Source organism: Paraburkholderia megapolitana (assembly GCF_007556815.1).
Classification (GTDB): Bacteria; Pseudomonadota; Gammaproteobacteria; order Burkholderiales; family Burkholderiaceae; genus Paraburkholderia; species Paraburkholderia megapolitana.
This window is the reverse complement of record NZ_CP041745.1, coordinates 2,246,316-2,270,347: the sequence shown is the minus strand read 5'-3', so window position 1 is coordinate 2,270,347 and position 24,032 is coordinate 2,246,316. Positions and strand designations below refer to the sequence as shown.

The window sequence follows — 24,032 nt, the reverse complement described above, 5'->3', positions numbered from 1 at the left end:
TCCGGAAATTTTCACTCGTGTGTGAATTGAGTGTGAGTTCGGAGCCCTGACAATTACATCCGGGCACCCATGCCGCGCATGTAGCTGGCGATTTCATCGAAGCTGACGGTGCCGCGGCCCGCCTTGTCGATCTGACCGAAGTGATTGACCAGATAACCCCATCCCGCGCTGCGCGCCTGATCGACGCTGATTCGACCGGTATGGTCCGTATCGGCGGCGTCGAAGCGTTGCTTCAATTGCGTCAGGACATGCGCGTCCAGCGCCTTGCCCGACAATGCGGGCTGGCTGGAGCGTGGCACACCCGGCTGCACGTGAATCTGTTCGGGCGAGCGCGCCGGACTTTGTGCGCTGTCCGGTGCCGATGCAGCACTGTCGTCGCTGCCAGCCTGGACCCATTGAGGAACACAAACCATGGCGCCGATCATCGCGATCGATGCCCACACACCACGAGAATTCTTCACTGATTGCTCCTTGTTCGAATCTGTTTTGCCGGCGCGAGGCGACGTTGAAGAGGTCGCCTCGCGCTTCGATAGCCGGATCAACGAACGGCGGTGCCGGTCGCGTTGTAGAACGTGTGCAGTTCGGTCTTCATCGGTGCGCGCGAGCTTTCGTTGAGGTACGTCATATGCCCGCCTTCGAAGAGCCGCACGCGCAGATTCGGCACATTGCCCATTCGGCCCAGTTCCATTTCGGTCTGGAAGTACGGACAGTTGAGGTCGTGATAACCATGCATGACCAGTACTTTCAGCTGCGGGTTCTGCGCGATGGCGGAGGCGAGATCCGGTACCGAATCGGGCTGCGGCAGGCCGTCGTGCTGCCAGTCCCACGTATCGCCCGCGGACATCGAGTAGTCCGTCTTCACGCTGTAGCCCAGCCCTTGCGGCAGGTACGTCTTGATCTGGTCGGAGAACGCGCTGTCGTAGTAGCTGGTCGGAGCGCCGCCCGTGAGCGCGTTGAGCCGGCCGTCGTTGACGTCGACGGCATAGCCCGGTTTGATTTTCGAGCGATACGTACCGGGGTCCATGTTGAAGTTGTCGAGCCACACCTGCGATGCGAAGCCCGTGTAGCCGGTCAGTTGCGCAAGCACGCCGCCCGATGGTGGCGTCTTGCTCGCGAGGAACGACTTGACGGCGGGCTGATACGAGCCCGAGGCGAAGCCTTGCAGTTGCTGAATGTAGGTAGGCAGCGTGGTGGTCGAGGGTTTGCTGCTTACCCCGTAGTAGGTGGACACCGCGCCGAAGCTGGGCAGAAAGCCGGTGCAGTCGGTGCCGTAACCGGTATCGCACGCGGTGTTGTAGTTCATGATCGGCGAATTCAGCACGACCCCCGCGAGATCGACACCGGCGGTTTCCAGCATGTTCGCCAGCACCGGTGTGCGGATGCCCGCATACGATTCGCCGTAGAGGTACTTGGGCGACGTCTGCCGCTTATTCACCGCGATGTAACGCGTGATGAAATCGCGGAACAGTCGCGCGTCCTCGTCCACGCCCCAGAACGTCTGGTTGGTGTTCGGCGCGATGGCTTCGGAATAGCCGACACCGATCGCGTCGATAAAAACCAGATCGCTGTCGCTGAGCAGGGTGTCCGGACTGTCGACGAGCGGGAAGGACTTCGTGCTGGCATCGGGCACGTGGGTGACGATGCGCTTCGGTCCCCACGAGCCCAGGTGCAGCCAGACTGTTGCGCTGACTGGACCGCCGTTGAACAGGAACGTCACAGGGCGACTGCCTGGCGGCTTGCCATCGGCCGTGTAGGCGACATAGAACACGGAAGCCTCTGCTTTACCGTTGGCGTCGCTAGCGGTCAGATGCCCGGTGGTGCCGGTGTAGGTCAGCGTCGAGCCGTCATTCAACTTGAGACGACGATGGACTACGGCTGCGCGCTCGGCTACGGGAGCGGTCAACGAAGCATCCGCCGCGGAGGAGTAGCTGAGTGGATCGCTGTACGGCTGGTCGGCGGCTAAAGACTGCTCCGGTGTGCTGGGTGTGGACGGCGTGCTGGGTGGTGCCGCGCTCGCTGGTGCACCGGGTTGCGTGGACGCAGTCGATGTCGATGAGCCGACGTCCCCGCCGCACGCGGCTATCAGCATCGTCGTCAGAAACAGTGCGAACGGCAATCGCATACGTTGTCTTGATGAAGCTTGAATACCCCGGTCTTTATTCGTTGTCCCTTGCATTGTCCTTTGTGTGCCGGTACCCGGGCGCATTGGAATCCTGTCGACCATTCCAGAACCTCTAAGTTATGTTGAGTAGTTTTAAGTAGGGGCCGCGCGACGATCGATGCGCGTGCAACGACCGGCTTCTCCAGTAGCCGATCCTTGCGGTCCTGTACTAAAGACGAATGCGAAATGAAAGGAGACCAGTCGAGTGCCAAAGATTTTTTGCTTGACTCTCAATCCGCATCGTTCGCAGCAGCGCTTGAGAAATATTTAGTTTTCCGACTGGCCCTGGATGAGTGCCCGGACGTCTTTACACGCATCGCCCGTGAAGACCCGATCCGAGTGCACTCGTCAGGAGTGACAAAGAGGAGGGGAGTCGCAGGCGCCAGAATCAACGAAAACAACCGGAGAGCGTATGAATCATGCGGAATGGCTGCCATTGCGGCTGACGCGGAAAACCGCCGCGTCGATGCTGATCACCCTGATGTCACTGACTGCGTGCGGAGGCGGGCATGACGTATCGAGTGTCGCCAGCAAGGCTGCCGCTACGCCGCCGCAAACCATCACGACGACACCAGACCCCGCACCGTTCAAGCCGCCCGTGCCGACCGCCGGCGTCGGCGCGCAGTTTGCGAGCTCGCCGACCGGCATCGCCTATCCTGCGCTGAACACGCTCTATCCGGGCCATGACGGCCCGACGGTGGACGACGGCATGGTCTTGCCGTGGCTATCGATGCGCGCGCCGAAGAAATACAGCGTGACCGTGGAAACGCCGTTCGATACCGATCACGACGGCAAGAAGGATCGCATCGCGCTGCGCATCGTGCAGCCTGCGGAAGTCGATGAAGGGTTGAAGACGCCGGTGATTGTTCGACCGTCGGTCTACTACGCGGACCCGGACTATGCGGCGAACGAACGCGAGCCGTTCCTCGGCGAAGAGGAATATATCCGCATGGGGTTCACCGTCATTTATGCGGACTCTCTTGGTACCAATCTCTCCGATGGTTGCTGGTCGGTGATGGACTCGACCGAAGGTCAGGCAATGGCCGCCGTGGTCCGCTGGCTCACCGGCGACAAGTCGGCGCCGGGTTTCGACGACAAGGGAAATCTGCTGGCTGCGAGCTGGTCGACGGGGCACGTCGCGATGGAAGGCATCTCTTACGGCGGCACCTTGCCGTCGATGGTCGCGATTACCGGCGTTCCTGGTCTCGAGGCGATCGTACCGGTGGAGGGAATCAGCAACGGCTACGATTACTTCCGCTACAACGGTGTGATCTCCGACGTGATCGGCACGATTGGGCTCACCGATTACCTCGCGGCGGAGCAATCGACCCGTACCGCCAAGGCATGTGCATCGTTCTATCAAACGCTTTCTACCGCGTCCGACGACGCGACGTTGGCCTATAACGACTTCTGGAAAGCGCGCAATACCCTGAAACACGTCGATCAGATCAAGGCGGCGACCTTGGTCACGCAGGGGCAGGACGATAACAACGTCAAGACGAAGAACGGCGTGCAGCTGTACGACACGTTGTACAAGTTGAAGAAACCCGTGCAGCTCTGGCTGCATAGCCGGAACCACGATGATCCGGTCTGGCAGAAGGAGTGGGCAAAAGAAGTGCTGCTCTGGTATTCGCGCTATCTGTTCGGCGTGAATAACGGTGTGGAAACGCAACCGACTTATGCACGCGAAACTCCGGCAGGCGATCAGCCGACCGGCGGCTCTGACACGAGCAACAATCCGGACAACAATGGCAACACGTTGACCGGGCACTGCAAGGACGGACACAACCCGAGAGACTGTATTCCGACGGGTGAGCTGATCGTGAAGGAAAGCGCGTGGCCGACAACGACGACGGCACCGTATTACCTGCGCGGGGATGGCACGACTGGTGGGTTGTTCACGTCGAATCCGTCGGAAGGTGTCGACAGCCATGCTGTCAGTTTCGATAGCAGGAACACCGTGACGTATACGAGCGCGCCGCTCGCCAACGCGACACGGTATGCCGGCACGATCATGATTGTCGTGACCGGGAAGTTCTCGCCGGCTGTGACGGACGTTAAGGCGACGCTGTCGGTGGATGGTAATAATGTGACCTACGGGTGGGCGAATCCGCAGTTCTACAAGGGCCTCGAGCATCCGCAGCCGATTGTGCCTGGCACGAACTACAGCTTCGCGCTGGAGATGATGCCGCGGGACTTCACGGTATTACCGGGTAGCAAGATCGCTCTGAAGCTCGAAGGCTTCAACGGCACTGCTCAGGTGACGCTCGATCTGGATCACACGGCTGTGAATATGCCGGTGGTGCCGAAGGCGAATGTGGTTGAGGTGATGAAGTTGAATTGATCTGCATGGTTTGCGATTGGGGAACCGCGGCGAAGGGCGGTTCCCCGATTGACGGTATATGTCATTTGGCACGTCTATAAAGAACCGTGATGGAACATTTTTCGTTCACGTCAACGATTTAAATCGAGGTATTGCACTTTGGTGACGGCGTATCGGCCGAGACCGGTTAATCTGACAAATCGCACCAAATTCAAAGAAAGCGATTCAACGGTGGATTTTCTTGCGGTATCGGCATGCACGGCTACTGGCTAACCCAGAATTTATGCACACCTCCTTGAGGACCGCACTCCCATACGAGACCTGTGGGATGCAGGACGATCGTTCACGGCAGCGATCCTGAAATATTTAGCTTTTCGACTGGTCCCAAGTTGGGCCTCATACGTCTTTACACGAGTCGCCCATCAATATCCGCTCTGTGGGCGTCCGTCGGGAGCAGTAAAGAAAGACCAATTCATCGCCTGCGGTAGGGCCAAAAGCCAAGGTGGGTTAGCGGATCGATCATTTGAAACCCGTCGTTGTGAGGACACATCTGCGTTGACCATCAGCGGCGAAATGCTGACTTTCATTGGCGGCAGACCGTGACCGAGGGCTAAATGGTTTGTGTAGATTTGTGGAGATGTGTCGTAAATCGAGTCAATTTAACAATGTTTCGAGAGCTTTTCAGCTAGCATCGCGCAGCAATCGCCAATGTAGGCGTCTTGTGCGATCGGGGATATAACAAACGGCATCCATGAGGATGTCGGCAATGGGCGCGGGATTGATTTCCTGACGCTTGAAGCGCACTGAATTGATTGTATTGAATATGAGAATTTCGATTGATCTTTCGCTACACCTCCTTGTTAAGGTCATCGTCGCCATAGTTGCGTTGACCGCGGGAGCCAACATCCAGTCGATGAGCGGAAACAATATTCAATCGATGGAAACAGCGGGCCTGATGGAGGCCATCGTATGACTTATCAAAGAATCAATTACGTTTACTCGCGGGCGTGGAACACTGTCTTCATTTCACTCCTTGCCTACGCCTTCATCTCCACCGCCACTTTTCCTGATTACTTCAACGGGCTGTCCGCAAAACTCGCTTGGTTATGCGTAGGCATGGATCTGGGACGCTCACATCCGTGGGTCACCTTTGTGGGTCTCCCATGGCAAGCGACACTCGATCTGCTTGGGGCCGCATCCGGCGCGTTCCTTCTTCTCAGTCTGATCTGGATCTGGCTTATCGCCATGACGCTCCGCGAGAGCGCCGGACCGGATGGTGTGTTCGGACGCTCCGTTTATCTGAGACAGGCCAGATACAGACAGGCACCTGCATTCGGATCTTCGAACGGCGGCGCTGGAGGACGGCTCCTCGCATGTTCCATATTGCTTGGGGCGGGCGGTTTTTCCTTTGTGCGCAGTTTTACATGGGGCACCCCCGTCACCGTGACGAATAGCCTCGATCTCGTTTTCCAGATCGCGGCGGCTGGCCTTTCTGTGTTGATGGTCGCAGCAGGTCTCTATGGGCTGATTCTGATTCTCAAATACTTCTTCACCAACGGAGCCCACGATGGCAAATAAAGCGTCTCCTTCAGACGTCACAGGTTCACCGGTTGACGGCGGCACGTTGCCGCCAATTCATGTGAAGCCGGGTCAACCGGCAACGGCTGCCGGTGGTAACTCATTCTGGTCCACGCTCGATTCAGCGTCTGCCACATCATCAGCGTACAGCCTCTTACTCGGGAAACTTGCGTCTGCCGGCGCGTCACTAGAGAGTGCGGGACAAGCGGCCAGTGCATACACCCGCAGCCTCGATCTTCCCATCTTCAACGCTCCCTTTATGCTGGCAGACGCGATCAACACGTCGAAGAGCGGCGGGGTTTGGGGGGCGGTGAAGAGTCTTGCCTCGGACGGTATCGGTTACGGTACAACTTCTGTCGTCGACGAAGCACTCGTGGCAATGTTCGTGGCCGGATCGACAGTCACGCTTGGAACCGCGCTTGGAGTTTCTGCTCTTGCGGCGGTATCTGGTGTTCTCGCTGCGAAGGGAATAAGCGCTGGATTACAGTACATTGCTGACCACTCTCAGGGTGCCTCCATCTCAGCGAATGGGGCAAAGGTTTTCCCGGACGGCACTACAGCACTGACCCTGGCAAATGGTAGTACGCAGTATGTGTTCAGCAGTGGTTTGACATATGTCGCCCAGCCGAACGGTTCCAGTACAGCAACCACGGCGTCCGGGACCGCATATACCTTTGACAGCAGCATGAATGTGCTTGGGGTCACCCTGTCGAATCGCGTCGCTGTCGGCTTCTCGGCAAATGGCCAGACCGGCACCGTGACTGACGCCTTGGGGAGTGTGACTACGCTAACCACGCTACCCGGCACGAGCGGTGGTAGCAGCTATAGCGTATCGACCGCTGGTGCCGCACCAACCGTCGTCAACCTGACTACAGGAGGCGATGGCAGCGTGAGCATCAGTGCGAACGGAACGCAGATCGGTGCTTCGGTACGAACCGACAGTCAGGGAAATCCGGTAATCACAACGACCGACGCGTCAACCGGGAAGACACAGACCGTCTCGACAGCCGCCGATGGCACGCTGGTCACGACAACCACTCTTCATTCAGGTGATAAGGCCACGCAAATCTACAATGCGGCGGGGCAGGTCACGGGTGAAACGGTCAACATGGCCAACGGTGCTCGCACTGACGTTTCACTTGACCCCGGCGCCGGAACCGGTACTTCGAACAGTTACAACGCGTCGGGCATCTTGATTGGCCAGACGTCGTATGCGCCGAGGGGTGACGGTGGCTATGCGGTAACCGTGTCCGGTGCCACCGGCGAAAAAGCCAGCGTCACGACTTTCGACGCATCGAACCAGCGCATATCCGAGACGATCTACAACCCGGACGGCACGACCGCAAACAGCTCCAACTATGGCTATGACGCGACCGGAACACTGAAGACGCTTACACAGTTCGATGGAGCCGGCAAGACAGCGAGCATTACGACGTACGGCGCGAACCAGCAGGTGACGAGCGTCGAAAGTTTTACGTACGGTGCGAATGGTGCCCTTGTTTCGACGTCGACAACGGACGCCAATGGTGCACCGGTTATTGCGCCGCCGCCTCCGAGTACTACTCCCACCGGTGCCGCAGACCCGATCCATACTTCGGTGACGGCTCAGGACGGAGCGGGGCGGCCAACGCAGGTGACTTACTACAATGCAGCGGGGCAAAACATTGGAGGAGACAGTATTGTCTACAATGCGGCCGGTCAGGTAATCGGTTTCACGCTGTCGAGCGCCGCGTACTCGGAGACGACAGGCTGGTACGCACCGGCAGCAAGAGATGGTTCGTGGTGCGAGGTGCTACGCAACGGCGACGGCACCATCTCCCGGATTATTTCGCACCTGGCCAATGGCTCGTTGGGCAGTACGACGAATTTTGTGTACCACGACGATGGTTCGCGCACTTTAGCGATCGTGCAGCCCAACGGTCAACCGCTGCTGACCTCGACCTTCGACACGTCCGGGCACTTTACTTCCACTCAGGTAGGAACCTCGAAAGCACACGTGGATTACGGTCGACTGGCCGACGGAGGATATACGCTGACGAAGTACGATGACAGCGGCAAACAGGTCCAGGTGGATCACTTTGGTGCAGACGGCAAGGAAATCGATCAAACCGTCATCAACCACAATCCCGATGGTTCGGTATCCGGCAAGACTGTGCTGAGCTTCGCGACGGACGCAAAGGGCAACCGGAGCTCAACGACCTACGACGCAAGCGGCAGAATCGTCGAGACAGCGAGTGTCGGTATGGGTAATGTCAAGGTGGACATCAACACCTATCAATTCAATCCCGACGGCAGTCGCGACGTGACGCATACCGACAGCATGGGGAACATCATCAGTAAAGAGCATCTTGCACCGGACGGCTCTGTTCAGGACAGGTTCGATCAGTTCAATGATGCTCAAGGTCGCCTTCACGTCAAGATCACACATCCGGATGGCAAGTATCTTGAGACGATTCATGCGAATACTAGCCCGACCTCTCCTGTCGTAGAGCAAAGGTGGATTGACCGAAACAACGCTACGCATGTTCGCACGCCCTCTACCGAATATCGCGGTGGATTCCACGAGACGTTTAACGATCCCAATCTGGGGCCGGTCGAACTTATGCAGATGGGTCCAGGAGGACAGATAGTGCTCTGGGCGCGTCACGCAGTACTAGCGAGACTCCCGGCCTCTGCTGGCGCAATTGGATTCGATTTCAGCTCGGTGGACGTGACAAGCCTGACTCGCGCTTCGCAAGGAGGAACCGTGTTACCGGGGATGGGGATCGGCTCGATGATTCCCGGAGAACCTGTCCAAGGTTCGCCCTCGGATGGGTCCTCCGTGCCGATATTTGCTCCGGAGCCCGGGACCTGGTCAGTAACTTCTGGCTTCCCCGGGGACCAGATAACTTCGTCCGGTTCAATAAGTAGTCTGGGGGATGGAGATGGTCAGACGTCGCCGCCTCAAGCCGTCAATAACCATCAGACTGTTCCGCCAGCGGGCAGCCAAGCTGGCTCACCGGCTACACCGTCGTCCGGCGCGCCGGCAAATTCATCGCCTCCCGTTTCTACCGGATCTCCAGTAACACCAAGTCAACCTGCCGCTGGCGCGCCGGGCGAAACGCCCAGTGCAGGCGTCCCGTCTCAACCCCCGGTAACGCAACAAGGGCCGACGCGTTTCCAGATGGTCGATGCGGCGCTCGCATGGACAAGTGCACCAGTGAACTCGCTCTTTTCCGGCGACGCATCCTTTGTCCCTGCCACGTATACGGTCACGCTGGCAAACGGCGAATCGTTGCCTGCCTGGGTCACGTATGATCCGACCGGACATACGCTCAAGGGAACACCCGGCAAGGGCTCCGTCGGCACACTGGATATCATGGTGACGGCGACCGACGCGTCCGGCAAGAACTCTCGTTCCGGTTCGCTGGAACTGCTCATCCAGTCGAACGTGTATAACGTGGGCGCACCCGGTATCGGTTTTAACGCCCCGCCTCCGGCAGGCGTCGTGCAGCCGACGGCGGCTATTAACGAAAACGGGGATAACTCGACTGTGACGTCTTACGGCGGGAGCAGCGTCGTCCTGATAAGCGGCGCTCACTCGAAAGCGCTCTTTGGCGGCAACAGTGTCAGGAACGACATCACGGTAACAGGCGAGGACGATGGTGTTGCGATTCTCGCGACCCCTAAGGATACGATCCGTCTGGAGGGCGCGCGCACGAACCTTTTCACAGCGGGTACCGATACGATCACGGGTCACGAGACGGGCGCCAATATCACGTTTGCGGTGGGGAGCCTTTCCGGGAAGTTCGACGCGAGCGTGATCAAGACCGCGCAGGTGGCAGGCAATGTCACCGTCGACAATTCGGGTTCTGACACAACGCTTGAGCTGGGTATTGGTCACGCGAGCGCAAGACTCACTGGCGCAAACGCTGTTGTGAAAGCAGGCAGCGGTGTCTACGAGCTGGAATTCGGAGGAAGTGGTGGAGTGCTCTCGTTCGCAAGCGGTGTAACTGCGGATCACCTCTGGTTGCAGCATACAGGTAATGACCTGAAGGTCTCGGAGATCGGCACGACCGGCGCCGTGACGCTGAAAAACTGGTATGCAGCTACGCCGGAGCGGGCCAGTCTGGCAAGCGGAGACGGCAAGACGCTATCAAGCGCCAATGTCGAGAAACTGGTTCAGGCGATGGCTGCCTTCGCTCCCCCCGCGCCGGCCACGACGAGCCTGACACCAGATCAGCAAAAAACGCTGCAACCGGTCCTCGCCGCTAACTGGCACTGACCCCACAACATTGGCAGTTGCAACGACGCCCGCGGCTACGGTCGCGGGCGGTTTCTGTTTGTCTACCCATCGGTTCACCGCATGAATGCGCCTCACCCCAACGTGCCCCAGCCAGACGATCCTGGCCTGGTGGCGCTCGTCCTGATTGCCCAGTTTCACGGTATCGCCGCCAGTGCTGAACAGTTGAGTCATGCCGCTGGCGCCGGGTCCGGTCCGCTCGACGCAAGAGATCTCGAACTCGCAGCGCGCTCGCTTGGCCTGAAGACCCGATGCGTACGTGTAACGCAGGATCGTCTGTCCCGCACACCGCTACCTGCGCTCATGCTCGACGACACTGGCCGGCACTTCATCCTCGCCCGCTGTGAGTCCGATCAGGCCTTGATCCTCGAAGCAGGTGCGAGCGGCCCGACCGTGAGCACGACAACGGATGTAATGGCCCGATCAGGTGGCCACGTGATGATGTTCACCTCACGCGCGTCGCTCGCCGGCGAACTCGCCCGTTTCGATTTCTCGTGGTTCATTCCCGCAGTCGTCAAGTACCGACGTCTGCTGCTTGAAGTACTACTCGTCTCGATGGTGCTGCAGCTGTTCGGCCTCGTCTCGCCGCTGATGTTCCAGGTCGTGATGGACAAGGTGCTGGTCAACCGTGCATTCAACACGCTCAACGTGGTGTGCATTGCCACGCTGGCCAGTGCGATCTTCGAGGTACTGCTCACAGGGATTCGCAATTACGTGTTCTCACACACGGCGAGCCGCATCGACGTGGAACTCGGGGCACGTCTGTTCCGTCATCTGCTGGCGCTGCCGCTTGCGTATTTCGGCGCGCGTCGCGTCGGCGATACCGTGACGCGTGTACGCGAGCTCGAGAACATCCGTAGCTTCCTGACGGGGCAGGCGGTTACCGCGGTGATCGACCTGTTTTTCTCAATCATCTTTCTCGCCGTGATGTGCACGTACAGCGTCTGGTTGACGCTGGTCGTGGTCGTTTCGATGCCGGTGTATGCGGCGATCTCGATGGCCATCACGCCGATACTGCGCAACCGCCTGAACGAGAAGTTCGCCCGCACCGCAGACAACCAGTCGTTTCTCGTCGAGGCAGTCTCTGGTGTGGAGACGGTCAAGTCGATGGCGGTCGAGCCTCAGTTCACGCGGCGCTGGGACAACCAGCTGGCGGCCTATGTTGCTGCGGGCTTCCGGGTCAGCTCACTGGGCAACATCGGACAGCAGCTGATCCAGCTGGTCGGCAAGCTCGTCACCCTGGTGACGCTGTACCTCGGCGCACGTCTCGTCATCGACGGCAGGTTGTCGGTCGGCCAGCTGATTGCCTTCAACATGATGTCGCAGCACGTCGCGGCACCGGTTCTCCGGTTGGCCCAGCTCTGGCAGGATTTCCAGCAGGTTGGCATTTCCATGGGGCGCCTGGGCGACATCCTCAACACGCGCTCCGAATTGCCGCAAAGCCGTCAGGCGTTACCGGCTGTTCGCGGCGACATCAGCTTCCAGGACATCCGTTTCCGCTATCGCCCGGATGGCCCGACGATCCTGGATGGCGTATCGCTCGAGATTGCAGCAGGCGAGGTCATCGGTATTGTCGGACGCTCGGGTTCCGGCAAGAGCACGCTGACGAAGCTGTTGCAGCGTCTCTATCTGCCGGAGCAGGGGCGGGTACGTATCGACGGTATCGATCTGACGCTTGCGGACCCTGCATGGCTGCGCCGTCAGATCGGTGTAGTGCTGCAGGAGAACCTGCTGTTCAACCGGTCGATCCGCGAGAACATCGCCGTGACCGATCCGGGCGTATCGCTGGACGTCGTGATGCACGCCGCACGACTGGCCGGCGCGCACGACTTCATCTCCGAGTTGCCGGAAGGTTACGACACGCTCGTTGGTGAACACGGTTCGAACCTGTCAGGCGGTCAGCGACAGCGGATCGCGATCGCCCGTGCGCTCGTGACGAATCCGCGCATCCTGATCTTCGACGAAGCAACGAGCGCGCTCGATTTCGAAACCGAACGGATCATTCAGGACAACATGCGTGCGATGTGCCAGGGGCGCACCGTCATCATCATTGCTCACCGGCTGACTTCGGTACGCCACGCGAACCACATCATCGCGATGGACAAGGGACGGATTGTCGAAACCGGTACGCACGAAGCGCTGCTCGACAAACGCGGCTATTACGCGCACCTCGTCTCCCTGCAGAACGCATAACCACGTATTCCCGGTCTTCTCATGAAATGGATTCACCTGCAGGCCCTGCGGGACCTGACGAGCCGCTACGCGACTGTATTCCGCGCAGCCTGGACGATGCGGCACGAACTTGATACGCAGCCGCGTCTTGCGCACGAACGCGCTTTCCTGCCGGCCAACCTCGAACTCGTCGAGACGCCGACCCACCCGTTACCGCTGTGGACGATGCGTGTCATCGTGGCGCTTGCCGCGCTCATCGTCCTGATTGCCTGTTTCGGCCAGCTGGACATTGTCGCGACCGCGGGTGGCAAGCTGATTCCGGACGAGCAGGTCAAGCTCATCCAGCCGGCGATTACCGGTGTGGTCAGGCGGATTCTGGTCAACGATGGACAGCGCGTATCGGCTGGCCAGTTACTGATGGAACTCGACACCACCCAGGCAGCAGCCGACACCGACAAGGCGAGACGCGAGCGGATCGACGCGACACTTGCGGCGGAGCGCTCGCGTGCGCTTCTCGACGCCCAGCAGCACACCCATTCACCGTCGTTGACAACGGTCGATGGAGCCTCCGTCCAGCAGCAGCTCGAAGCACAGCATTTTGCTGAAGGTCTCTATAACGAGTACCGCGACAAGTTCGAAAGTGCACAGGCCGAACTGCTGAAACGCGAGGCAGAACTCGATACGACACGCCAGCAGATTGCAAAGCTGTCCGCAACAGCGCCGCTTGCACGGCAGCAGGCCGACGATTACCGTTCGCTCGCCTCCGACCGGTATGTCGCACGCAACGACTATCTCGACAAGGAACAGGCAGCACTCGGGCAGGAGCACGAACTGGACGCACAGCGCAGCCACGCCCGTGAATTACTGGCCGGCATTGCGCAGCAGCGCGCGGAGATCGCAGCCGCTTCGTCGGAATTCAGGCGACAGCAGCTCGATACGCTGGACAAGGCGACGCAACAACTTGGACAGAGCCGTAACGACGAAACCAAGGCGGATGCACGCCAGAAACTGCTGAGCCTCACCGCACCAGTGGCGGGAACCGTGCAGGAGTTAAACCTCCATACGCTGGGTGGCGTTGCGACTGCAGCGCAGCCAGTCATGAAAATCGTTCCCGACGATACGCTGGAGGTCGAAGCGAACATCGAGAATCGCGATGTTGGTTTCGTGAAGGCAGGGCAGCAGGCAATCGTGAAGATCGAGGCGTTTCCGTACACCCGGTACGGTTACCTGACTGGGCAGGTCGTCTCGGTATCCAACGACGCGGTACAGGACCGCAAGCGCGGCCCCACCTTTGTCACCCGGATTCGCCTGCCCACGAATCGCATCCGCGCGAACGGCACCTGGATCAATCTGACTCCAGGCATGACAGTCAGTGCGGAGATCCGGACTGGCAAACGCAGCGTGCTGCACTACTTCCTCGATCCGGTGATTCAGACGGGACAGGAGAGTTTGCATGAGCGCTAGGTCAACTTTGAAATCGGCGCACCTGCACCGGAACACGCACTCGCGCCTGAGTGTTTTGATCGTTCCGCTGACCATAGGCGTGACGTCGTCAGCGTGGGCAATGGATCCGCTATTAACCAGCAGCGCTGTGTCCCCGACGGCCGCCGCCTCGATGCTCGACGGCAGCGATGCGGACATCTGCGTGTTCACTGCTGTCTCGAACCCGCTGAAGCTGCAGGAGGCAGTAGAGCGCGCACTGTGCAACAACCCGAAGACCCGCGAAGCGTGGGCGAGTGTGAAAGTCCAGGCTGCCGCGGTTGGCACGGGCCGTGCGGCATTTCTGCCCACCGTCTCGGGCAACTGGCAGGGCACGCGCGACAACGTCACCAATAACGTGAAGGGGTATCCCCAGTACGGTTCTCACTACCAGACGAATCTCCAGAACGCGAGCGCTTCACTGACATGGGTTCTGTTCGATTTTGGTGGACGTTCGGCCGCGCTGCGTAACGCGAACGCGTTGCTTGCCGCTGCACAGGCGACGCAACGCGCCACGCTCGAGACCGTATTCGCTGCTGTGGCGAAGGACTATTACGCCGCGCAGGCCGCACAGGCTGCGTTTGTCGCGGCACGCGAAGTCGAGCAGACGGCCGGCGACAGTTTTCATGTTGCGACCGCACGCGTCGACAAAGGAGTAGCAGCCGTCAGTGATGAACTGCAGGCGCAGACCTCATATGCCGAAGCCGTGGTCAATCGCACGAAGGCGGAAACAGACTGGCAGGGCGCACTAGGTACGCTCGCCTCCGACATGGACTTGCGCCCTGATGTACCGCTAACCATGCCTGCCGTCGCGGACGGTGTTGCACCCGATCATGAGTTTGACTCGTCGGTGGCCGAACTCATCGAGGAGGCTCAACGCACGCATCCGGCCGTGATGGCCGCACAGGCACAGGTCGATGCGGCGAGGGCGAAAGTGGAGCAGACGCGGGCTGAAGGACTTCCAGTTTTGAGCCTCGTTGGAAAGTACAGCTACAACAACCAGCCGACCAGCCTGCAACTCGGGTTCCCGGTTTTCCCGGCGAACAGCCATGAGTGGTATCTGGGTTTCCAGGTCACGATACCGATCTTCGAGGGGTTTGGACGTATGTATCAGGTCCGGCAAGCCCAGGCGCAGACCGAACTGCAGCTGGACACACTCGATGAGGCTCGCCAGCAGGCGGGGCTTGATGTCTGGACCAGCTATCAGGCGTTGCAGGGTGCGACGAAGAACGTGACGAACAGTGAGACCTTGCTGGACATTGCGCAGCGGTCATATACCGCGGCACAGCGGCGATATCAGGTGGGAGCCGGCAACATCCTCGAGTTACTAAACGCCCAGTCGTCGCTAGCCGGTGCGAAACGCCAGCGGATTCAGGCGCTCACCGACTGGCGTTCGGCTCGGCTTCAGCTGGCGGCACATCTTGGCAGACTGGATATGCGGGACATCAAGACTGCCCCGCAACTTTCAGAACAACCATAACGCCCGCAAATCCGGCCTTAAGAAGCAATGCTCAGTTCGCTAAAAAAATCATGGAATCGGATCGAGAGGTGGCGGCCTTTTACCGAATCCCGGCCGACCCTCCAGACGGTGGCGGCACGCCTCCTTTAATTCGATCAGATACCTCATGAGAAGAGCGTTAAACGTCTGGAGTGCAGTCGGCACAGTTCTGTTCCTGATGTCCGCCTGGTGTTCGTCTGCGATTCCCTCGCATCGAGGGCTCGTCTGGACGTCCTTGTTCCAGTTGCTTTTAGGCACCGGATTCATTATCCAGGGCGTATCAAGAGACGATTCCTCAAAACCATACCGACGCGCCTTTGTGGTCGCCTGCGGATTTTATTTAGTCGGCGCGACGGGTTTCCGCTGGATTCTCTGTTTAACTGGGCACGTTACGTGACTTGTCCCGGGATGCACATGGAACTCCCCACCACCGTCGTCTGCTTGCACAAGTGTTTCGCGTCACACAGCCGTTCCGTTCTGTCGATTACCCTGTCGACTCTAATACTCGCCCTGACAACAGCCTTTCACCCAGCAACCGCAGCAACCCTGCGCGACGAATCGGTGATGGTGCCCAAGGGTCACGGCCTGTTCCACGTCGAACTGCAGACGCAGATTTACGCGCCCACCGGCGATGGTCCGTTCCCACTCGTCGTCATCAACCACGGCAAAGACCTGGGCAACCCGCATTTCCAGCAGGCATCGGCTTACTACGGACAGGCACTCGAATTCGTCAGGCGTGGTTACGCGGTGATCGTCCCCATGCGCCAGGGTTTTGCGGGCTCGGGCGGCTTCTATCTTGACAGCAGCTGCAACGTCGAGGACAACGGACTTGCTCAGGCCGACGATGTGCTGGCAGCGATTGCGTATGCCCGGACCTTGCCCTACATCGACGCGACACGCATCGTCGTAATGGGCCAGTCGCACGGCGGGCTCGCCACGATGGCATTAGGCTCGCGCAATCCACCCGGCGTACTCGGTCTCGTCAACTTCGCGGGTGGCCTTCACTTTGAGAACTGCCCGGGGTCGCAGCGCAATCTGATCAACGCGTTCGGCAGTTACGGCAAGGAAACGCGTGTGCCTTCGTTGTGGATGTACGGCGATAACGACTCGCTGTTCCCGCCACCGCTCGTACAACAGATGCTGTCGGCCTATACAGGGGCAGGGGGCCATGCACAGCTGATCGACTTCGGCACCTTCGAAAGCGACGCTCACGCCATGTTCGGTTCATACGCAGGCACATCGATATGGCTGCCCGCAGTTGCGAAGTTCTTTCGCTCGCTCGGATTACCGTTCGACATTCGCTCCGATCTGCGCGCCGATACTCACGGACCGGACGTGGAGGATGTGCGCGCAGTACCGTATCTGAAGGAAGATGGCCGCGCGGGTTATCGACGGTTTCTGTGGATGGCGCCACCTCGGGCGTTCGCCTTGTCGACCGATGGACATTGGGCGTGGCGTGTCGGCAAGGATGCCTCCGCACAGGCGCTGGCTGCCTGCTCGCAACACAGCAACACGCCATGCGAGCTTTACGCGGTCGGTCAGGAACTCGTCAAGCACTGACAACCAGGAGACGAGAAACGAGCTAGCGGCGCGAAGCTGCCGGCTTGGTCGGCGTCTCCGGTTTCGCGCGTCTTGCCTTGACCGGAGAAATACCCGCCGCAGCCTGCAAACGGCCGATCTCTTCCATCATGAAGTCAATGAACGCCCGCACCCGCAGAGGCAATAAACGTCCGTGCGGGTAGAGCAGGCTATAGGGCCGCGAGCGACCGCCAAACGGCTGCAGCACCTCAACGAGCGTCCCATCGGCCAGATCTTTCTCGACGACGAACCGGTACGCCTGAAACAAACCGGCGCCGGCCTTCGCGAGCGTCACGCCGGCGAGTACGTCTTCCGAGCACGAATAGTTGCCGTTCAACGACATTTCCTTCTCGTGCCCATCCTCGTTGAACAGCCAGGAAATCCGCCGCCCGCTGCTGGGCAGATCGAACTGGATGCACTCGTGCTGTTCGAGCTCGGCGAGCGTACGCGGCACGCCTGCACGCTTCAGGTAGGCGGGGCTCGCGACCATCACGAGCGGCGCATCTTCGAGCAGCCGAACGATCATCGTCGAGTCCGGTTGTGCGCGTACGCGAATGGCGAGATCGTAGTTCTCGTCGTGCAGATCGACATTGCGGTTTCCCACGTGCACTTCGAGCTTGATCAACGGGTACTTCGCGCGGAAGGCCGGGAGCATCGGCAGCAGGCGGTGATGGCCGTAGGTGGTCGGCGCAGTGATGCGCAGCGTGCCGCCCGGCTGCGCCTGTTCGCCCGTGACGTTGCGCTCCGCCTCGACGAGCTGGTTCAGCGCCTGACTGCATTCCTCGTAGTAGGACTTGCCGCTTTCGGTGAGCCGGATGCTGCGCGTCGAGCGCACAAAAAGACGCACGCCGAGGCGCTTTTCGAGCCGCGCGATCGATCGGCTGACCGCGGCCGGCGTGACGCCACCAGCGAGAGCGGCGGACGTGAAGCTGCCTGCTTCCGCGGCAAGGCAGAACAACTCAATGCTTCCCAGCTGGAGATCGTCGAAATATCGTTTCATGACTCTTCGGAAAGACGCCAGGTCGCGTCGAGTTGGAGGGCACTCTTTACACCATGTATCAAGAGAAGTGTACCAACACCCGTTTATCGCTTCCATCAGTATCAATAGAATTCATTTCAAGCAGTCGCGTGCGCGTTTCAGAATCCATCCCGCTCGAACGGCGGAAACAACCGAACGGAGTCGAATCATGCCATTCGTCAGCATTCGTATCACCCGCGAAGGTGTGACCGCGGAGCAGAAGGCTCAGGTCATCAAGGAAGTCACCGATACGCTCGAGCGTGTGTTGCACAAACCGCCCGAGTGGACCCACATCGTGATCGAGGAAGTCGACACGGATAACTGGGGTTTCGGCGGCCGGACGACGACGGCCATTCGCAAGGAACAGGCAGGCTAGCGTGCCTGCCACGGCCCGGGAGCGATCTCCGGGCCGTGTCGCGTCCAGCCGGCCGAAACCGACCGATAACGGACCGATACCGCCACACGATCGCGCAGCAACCAGGAGTACGCAATGAGCGAATCCACAACGAAAACCTTTCTGATCACCGGTGCGAGCGCCGGTTTCGGTCGGGCCTTCGCCGAAGCCGCGTTGGCAGCGGGACACACGGTGGTCGGCACGGTGCGCCGCGAGGACGACCGGATCGAGTTCGAAGCGCTGCATCGGGAGCGCGCGAAAGCCGTGATCATCGACGTCACGCGTTTCGATGCGATCGAACCGATGGTGCGGCAGATCGAAACGGAAATCGGCCCAATCGACGTGCTCGTCAACAACGCGGGCTACGGTCACGAAGGCATCCTCGAAGAGTCGCCGATGACGGAGTTGATCCGGCAGTTCGAGGTCAACGTGTTCGGTGCGGTGGCGATGATCAAGGCCGTGCTGCCGACAATGCGTCAGCGACGCAGCGGTCACATCATCAACATCACCTCGATGGCAGGCTATATCAGCATGCCGGGTATCTCGTTCTACAGCGGCAGCAAGTTTGCGCTGGAGGGCATCAGCGAAGCGCTGAGCGCTGAAGTCGAAGGACTGGGCATCAAGGTCACCGCGATCGCACCGGGTTCGTTTCGCACCGAATGGGCCGGGCGCTCGATGGTGCGCTCGGGACGTTTCATCGCGGACTACGACGCGGTGTTCGATCCGGTGCGCGAACGTCGGCGGCAATATAGCGGCCATCAGAGCGGCGATCCGGTGCGCGCCGCCAAGGTGCTGCTCGAGATCGTCGAATCCGACGATCCTCCCGCGCATCTGTTGCTCGGCAGCGATGCGTTGCAGCGGGTCAAGGCACGACTGCGTTCGCTGGGAAACGAGATCAAGGCGTGGGAGCCGCTGTCGCGTTCCACCGATTTCACGTAATTCGTATCGATAGCCGCCACGTTCCAGTCGGCGAGGTAAAGGACATGTCAACTCAAGTCGATCAACCCGCATACGGCCTGGGCACGCCTGCCAGTCGACCGGGCTATGCGGAGCGCAATGCCACGCACTGGCGGCGCAATCTCGCTGTCTGTGTCTTCGGTTCCTTCACGACGCTGGTCAGTCTCAGCATGCTGCTGCCGTTCCTACCGCTGTATGTGCAGCAACTCGGCGTGACGTCGCCGTCCGCCGTGATCCAGTGGTCGGGCGTGGCGTTTGGCGCGACGTTCTTTGGCACTGCGATTACGGCGCCCGTCTGGGGGCATCTCGCCGATCGCTACGGGCGCAAACCGATGCTGATTCGCGCGGCCATCGGCATGGCAGTCGTGATGTCGCTGATCGGGGTCGCGCACAACGTCGTCGAACTGGTCGTACTGCGGCTCGCCGCGGGCCTGGTCGGCGGATACGCATCGGCGGCGATCGTGATGATCGGCACGCAGGCGCCGCGCGAGCGTGCCGGCTGGGCGCTCGGCATACTGTCGACCGGTGCGTTGACAGGCAACCTCGTTGGCCCGCTCGTGGGCGGTTTTCTACCGACGTGGGTCGGCATTCGCGGAACATTTTTTGTCGGCGGTGCGATGATTGCGGTGGCGGCTGCGGCGACGATCTTTCTGATTCGCGAAGACTTCGACCGCCAGTCCGATGCAAAGAGCAAGGCGCCGAAGACGAGCGCACCGATGAGCGCGGCCGATCGCAACCGCATCGGTGCGCTGCTGGTGACCGCGATGATGGTGCTGCTCGCCAACATGTCGATCGAACCGATCATCACGGTGTTCATCGGGCAGCTCGGCGTGGCAAACGATCACGTTGCGCGCACGGCCGGCATCGTGATGGCCGCTTCGGCGTTCGGCAGCCTGTTGACCGCCGCGCGGCTCGGGGCGCTGGCGGATCGGGTCGGTAGCTGGAAGGTGATCATCGGTTGTCTGCTCGCAACCGGACTCGTGATGGTGCCGCAGGCATTCGTGACACACTGGTGGCAACTCGCTGCGTTACGCGGGCTGATGGGCATGACGATCGCCGGGCTGCTTCCCGCGATCGCAAAGCTGATGCGGCAGACGGTGCCTGAACGGAGTACGGGCAAGGCACTCGGGTATCTGCAATCGGCCCAGTTCACCGGACAGGTGGTCGGTCCGTTGATCGGCGGACAGATCGGCGCGCATGTCGGCCTGCACCAGGTGTTCTTCGTAACCGGTTCATTATTGGTGCTGTGTGCTGCGTTGAATCAATGGGTTCAGTCGCGCAGCGCCCACTAAACGACAGATATTCAGGAGCTTTGTCATGGCATCTTCATCGTCGCAACCGCTACTCGAACTGCTCGATATCGAATGGCCGATCATCCAGGCACCGATGGCCGGGATCTCGACGCCCGCGATGGCGGCGGCCGTGTCCAACGCGGGGGACTCGGTTCGCTCGGCCTGGGTGCCGCGACTCCGGCGAGTGCCCGCGAAATGATTGCCGCGGTGCGCGAGCGTTCCAGCCGGTCGTTGCACGTCAATATGTTTTGCCATCAACCGGCGCAGGCCGACGCTGCACGCGAGACCGCGTGGCTCGAGCGGCTGCGCCCGGAATTCGAGCGGGTGAAGGCAGAACCACCAGCTGCGATTCGCGAGATCTACAAGAGCTTTCTTGTGGATGAAGAGATGTTCAAGGTTCTACTCGAGACACGGCCGAAGGTCGTGAGTTTTCATTTCGGCGTGCCGTCGCGCGAATGGATTCAGGCATTGCGCGAAGCCGGCATCGTGCTGCTTGGCTCTGCGACGAATCTGCGTGAGGCGCGTCTTGCGGTGGCGGCCGGCGTCGACGCCGTAGTGGCTCAGGGTTATGAAGCAGGGGGCCACCGCGGCATGTACGACCCGGATGGCGCCGACGAGCAGCTTGGGACGATGGCGCTCGTGCGGATACTTTCGCGCGAACTCGACGTGCCTGTGATCGCTGCCGGTGGAATCATGGACGGTGCGGGCATCGCGGCGGCGCTGCGGCTCGGCGCGAGCGCAGCGCAACTCGGTACGGCATTTGTGGGCACGGACGAGTCCGCAGCAGACGCGGGATACCGGGCCGCGCTGTTCAGTAGCGCAGCACAGCACACGGTGATGACGCGGGTCATCTCAGGTCGGCCGGCGCGCTGCCTTGCTAACCGCTTCACCGCATTTGGCGAAAACGTCGCGCCGAACGACGTGCCCGCTTATCCGATCGTCTACGACGCAGGGAAATCTCTGAATGCTGCCGGCAAGGCGGTAGGAGAGTTTGGCTACGGCGCTCAATGGGCCGGGCAAGGTGCGCCGCTGGCCCGTGCCATATCGGCCGGAAAACTGATGGCCGAATTGATCGCCGAACTGTCGGAACATTGATCGCGTCAAGGACGATCTGCGGGGAAGAGACCAGATCGACTGCAACCTCGAACATCTCGTGGGATACCCACCATGACGAACACACCACTGACACTCGGCGTCGATCACATCGGGCTGACGGTTCGCAATCTGCAGGCCACGCGCGATTTCTTTGTCGATTGCCTTGGCTGGAATCAGGTTGCGGAGCGACCCGAGTACCCGGCTGCTTTCGTGTCCGACGGGCACACCGTACTGACGCTGTGGGAAGTACAAAATCAGCAGGGGCGCGTCGAGTTCGATCGTAAAAGCAATGTCGGCCTGCATCATCTTGCGATGAAGGTTGGCAGCGAAGAAGCGCTCGAAGAAATTTTCAGGCGCGTATCGGAGTGGCCTGGGGTTGTCGTCGAGTTTGCTCCGGAGAATCTGCGGCAAGGACCGAAGCGCCATACGATGGTGTATGAGCCGGGTGGTATCCGGCTCGAGTTTGATTTCGATCCGCGGCAGTGACAGATACGCTTGCGCTATTTCTCGAGGTAGTGCGTAGGCGACGCGCCAAGCACGCGCCGGAATAGCGCAGTGAACGCACTCGGACTGCCGTAGCCGAGATCCAGTGCAACGCGCGTAACGGACTCTCCATTGCCGAGACGGTTGATCGCCGCAAGCAAGCAGGCCTGCTGGCGCCACTCCGTAAAACTCACCCCGGTTTGAGCGCGGAACAACCGCGTAAAGGTGCGTCGACTCAGACCCGCGTCGGCGGCCATCCTGTCGATATCGACTGCAAGCGACGGATGATCGATCAGGTGTCGGCACAGGCGCGCGAGACGGGGCTCTTCGGGTAACGGCGTATTGAGCGAGAGCGACGGCATGGCCGCAATTTCGTCCAGTAGCAGGGACATGATCTTGCCCGCCCGTGCATCCAGTTCATAGAGCGCCGGCAACTCCACTGCCTCCAGCAAGAGATTCTTCAGAAACGGCGACACGCCGAGCACCCGGCAGTCGTCGGGTAGTCCAGCGATCCGGGCGGCCTCAGGAATAAAAAACGCGTTTAGCATGGTCACCGGACCGCGCATATGCATCTGATGGTCGATGCCCGCGGGTATCCAGCATGCCCGTTGTGGCGGCACGACCAGGTTGCCACGTGAAGTAAACACGCTAATCGTCCCGGAAGCAGCGAATGCAAACTGCCCGCGGCGATGCGTATGAACTGAAAAAGTCGACGACGCGGGATAGTCATTCGCCGTCACGACGGCGGCGCGGGCGATGTCCTCGTAGGGACCGAGCAAAGTATTGCGCATGGCCCAAACTCTATATCAATTGACCCGATGTCGAAAGCGGGCTCACGCCGCAGATTCTACGATTGTCGCCGCGATGCAATGAGCGCAACGCCCATGCCGCCAGCCTGTCCGCTGGCGCATCCCGCTTACTTTCCATGCTTCGGAGTCGACATGTCCAACACATTTCACCGGGTAGGTACCGGCCCGCATCCCGTCATGGTGCTTCACGGATGGTTCGGTGACTGCCACGCTTTTGCGCCGATGGAGGACGCCCTCAGCGGCGACGAATTCTCTTACATCTTCGTGAACTACCGCGGCTACGGGAGCAGGCATGCCGTAACCGGCGCCTACACCATGGATGAAATCGCGGCCGATACGCTCGCGCTCGCATCCGAACTCGGCTTCGACACGTTCAGCCTGATCGGTCACTCGATGGGAGGCATGGCCATCGAGCGGGTAGCGATGCTGGCTCCGGAGCGCGTGCGCATGCTGGTTCCGGTCGCGCCGGTTCCGTCCTGTGGCGTGACGTTCGATGACACCGCGCAATCGTTGTTCGACGGTGCGGTTGAAAACATCGAGAACCGCAAGATCATCCTCGACCGTAGTACCGGGCAGCGCCTGCCACGAGCGTGGATAAACCGCAAAGCCGCGTATTCGATGGAGCATGCTTCGAGGGCCGCGTTTGCCGGCTATTTGAAGGCGTGGAGCAACACTGGTTTTAGCGACGAGGCTCAAGGCTTGCCGCATCGGGTCAAGGTGTTGATCGGCGAGCACGATCCGAAATTCAATGCGGAGTTGATGCGGTCCACGTACCTCGCGTGGTACCCGCGGGCGGAACTCGAGATACTCACGAATGCCGGCCATTACCCCATGGATGAAGTACCGCTCACGCTCGTGACGAGTATCGAGCGTTTCCTGCGGCAAGCGTGATTGCCTGGCGATCTGAACGCTC

The 24,032-nt window shown here is 60.1% G+C and carries 17 protein-coding genes and 1 pseudogene; 14 read left to right on the top strand and 4 right to left on the bottom strand.

What is annotated here, in order from left to right; genetic code table 11:
• Positions 1 to 53: 53 nt before the first annotated feature.
• Both FNZ07_RS23390 and FNZ07_RS23385 read right to left on the bottom strand, forming a co-directional pair.
• On the bottom strand, positions 54 to 461 hold the full coding sequence (locus FNZ07_RS23390) for an EF-hand domain-containing protein (protein ID WP_143098095.1): 408 nt from the start codon (positions 459 to 461) through the stop codon (positions 54 to 56).
• A gap of 77 nt (positions 462 to 538) precedes the next feature.
• Entirely contained in the window at positions 539 to 2,122 is a 1,584-nt protein-coding gene (locus tag FNZ07_RS23385; protein ID WP_091013018.1) for a S10 family serine carboxypeptidase-like protein, read from the bottom strand.
• 685 nt (positions 2,123 to 2,807) lie between these two features.
• On the opposite strand from FNZ07_RS23385, the gene FNZ07_RS23380 reads away from it, so the two are divergent.
• From FNZ07_RS23380 to FNZ07_RS23345, 8 genes are all read left to right on the top strand, one after another.
• On the top strand, positions 2,808 to 4,505 hold the full coding sequence (locus tag FNZ07_RS23380; RefSeq protein ID WP_245811537.1) for a CocE/NonD family hydrolase: 1,698 nt from the start codon (positions 2,808 to 2,810) through the stop codon (positions 4,503 to 4,505).
• A gap of 772 nt (positions 4,506 to 5,277) precedes the next feature.
• Positions 5,278 to 5,457, top strand: a complete 180-nt coding sequence (locus FNZ07_RS33900; RefSeq protein WP_143098094.1) for a hypothetical protein — start codon at positions 5,278 to 5,280, stop codon at positions 5,455 to 5,457.
• The gene (locus FNZ07_RS23370; RefSeq protein WP_091013014.1) at positions 5,454 to 6,062 is read left to right on the top strand and encodes a hypothetical protein; all 609 of its coding nucleotides are present in this window, start codon (positions 5,454 to 5,456) and stop codon (positions 6,060 to 6,062) included. Before FNZ07_RS33900 ends, FNZ07_RS23370 begins: the two co-directional genes overlap by 4 nt.
• Complete coding sequence (locus tag FNZ07_RS23365; RefSeq protein WP_143098093.1) at positions 6,052 to 10,326, top strand: beta strand repeat-containing protein; 4,275 nt, start codon at positions 6,052 to 6,054, stop codon at positions 10,324 to 10,326. Before FNZ07_RS23370 ends, FNZ07_RS23365 begins: the two co-directional genes overlap by 11 nt.
• Before the next feature lie 81 nt (positions 10,327 to 10,407).
• Positions 10,408 to 12,537: a type I secretion system permease/ATPase gene (locus tag FNZ07_RS23360; RefSeq protein WP_091013006.1), complete on the top strand. Its 2,130-nt coding sequence runs from the start codon at positions 10,408 to 10,410 to the stop codon at positions 12,535 to 12,537.
• 21 nt (positions 12,538 to 12,558) lie between these two features.
• On the top strand, positions 12,559 to 13,980 hold the full coding sequence (locus FNZ07_RS23355; protein WP_091013004.1) for an HlyD family type I secretion periplasmic adaptor subunit: 1,422 nt from the start codon (positions 12,559 to 12,561) through the stop codon (positions 13,978 to 13,980).
• Positions 13,981 to 14,107: 127 nt separating this feature from the next.
• Complete coding sequence (locus FNZ07_RS23350) at positions 14,108 to 15,475, top strand: TolC family protein (RefSeq protein WP_245811507.1); 1,368 nt, start codon at positions 14,108 to 14,110, stop codon at positions 15,473 to 15,475.
• Between the two features lie 432 nt (positions 15,476 to 15,907).
• Positions 15,908 to 17,053: a dienelactone hydrolase family protein gene (locus tag FNZ07_RS23345; protein WP_170275822.1), complete on the top strand. Its 1,146-nt coding sequence runs from the start codon at positions 15,908 to 15,910 to the stop codon at positions 17,051 to 17,053.
• Positions 17,054 to 17,075: 22 nt separating this feature from the next.
• Here FNZ07_RS23345 and FNZ07_RS23340 read toward each other — a convergent pair whose 3' ends face one another.
• Positions 17,076 to 18,071: a LysR family transcriptional regulator gene (locus tag FNZ07_RS23340; protein WP_091012998.1), complete on the bottom strand. Its 996-nt coding sequence runs from the start codon at positions 18,069 to 18,071 to the stop codon at positions 17,076 to 17,078.
• Positions 18,072 to 18,258: 187 nt separating this feature from the next.
• Here FNZ07_RS23340 and FNZ07_RS23335 point away from each other — a divergent pair, with 187 nt between their 5' ends.
• The 5 genes and pseudogenes from FNZ07_RS23335 (at position 18,259) to FNZ07_RS23315 (ending at position 22,313) form a co-directional block, all read left to right on the top strand.
• A complete protein-coding gene (locus FNZ07_RS23335; RefSeq protein WP_091012995.1) occupies positions 18,259 to 18,465 on the top strand; it encodes a tautomerase family protein in 207 nt (68 codons plus the stop codon).
• 114 nt (positions 18,466 to 18,579) lie between these two features.
• A complete protein-coding gene (locus tag FNZ07_RS23330) occupies positions 18,580 to 19,422 on the top strand; it encodes an oxidoreductase (protein ID WP_091012991.1) in 843 nt (280 codons plus the stop codon).
• 44 nt (positions 19,423 to 19,466) lie between these two features.
• Entirely contained in the window at positions 19,467 to 20,732 is a 1,266-nt protein-coding gene (locus FNZ07_RS23325) for an MFS transporter (protein WP_091012987.1), read from the top strand.
• 25 nt (positions 20,733 to 20,757) lie between these two features.
• Positions 20,758 to 21,827: pseudogene (locus FNZ07_RS23320) on the top strand (NAD(P)H-dependent flavin oxidoreductase).
• A gap of 72 nt (positions 21,828 to 21,899) precedes the next feature.
• Positions 21,900 to 22,313, top strand: coding sequence for a VOC family protein (locus FNZ07_RS23315; RefSeq protein ID WP_091012978.1), 414 nt, complete (start codon positions 21,900 to 21,902; stop codon positions 22,311 to 22,313).
• Between the two features lie 14 nt (positions 22,314 to 22,327).
• On the opposite strand, the gene FNZ07_RS23310 is transcribed toward FNZ07_RS23315, so the two are convergent.
• Positions 22,328 to 23,101: an AraC family transcriptional regulator gene (locus FNZ07_RS23310; RefSeq protein ID WP_091012976.1), complete on the bottom strand. Its 774-nt coding sequence runs from the start codon at positions 23,099 to 23,101 to the stop codon at positions 22,328 to 22,330.
• 150 nt (positions 23,102 to 23,251) lie between these two features.
• Between FNZ07_RS23310 and FNZ07_RS23305 the strand changes: the two genes are divergently transcribed.
• A complete protein-coding gene (locus FNZ07_RS23305; RefSeq protein ID WP_091012972.1) occupies positions 23,252 to 24,010 on the top strand; it encodes an alpha/beta fold hydrolase in 759 nt (252 codons plus the stop codon).
• Positions 24,011 to 24,032: the final 22 nt, after the last annotated feature.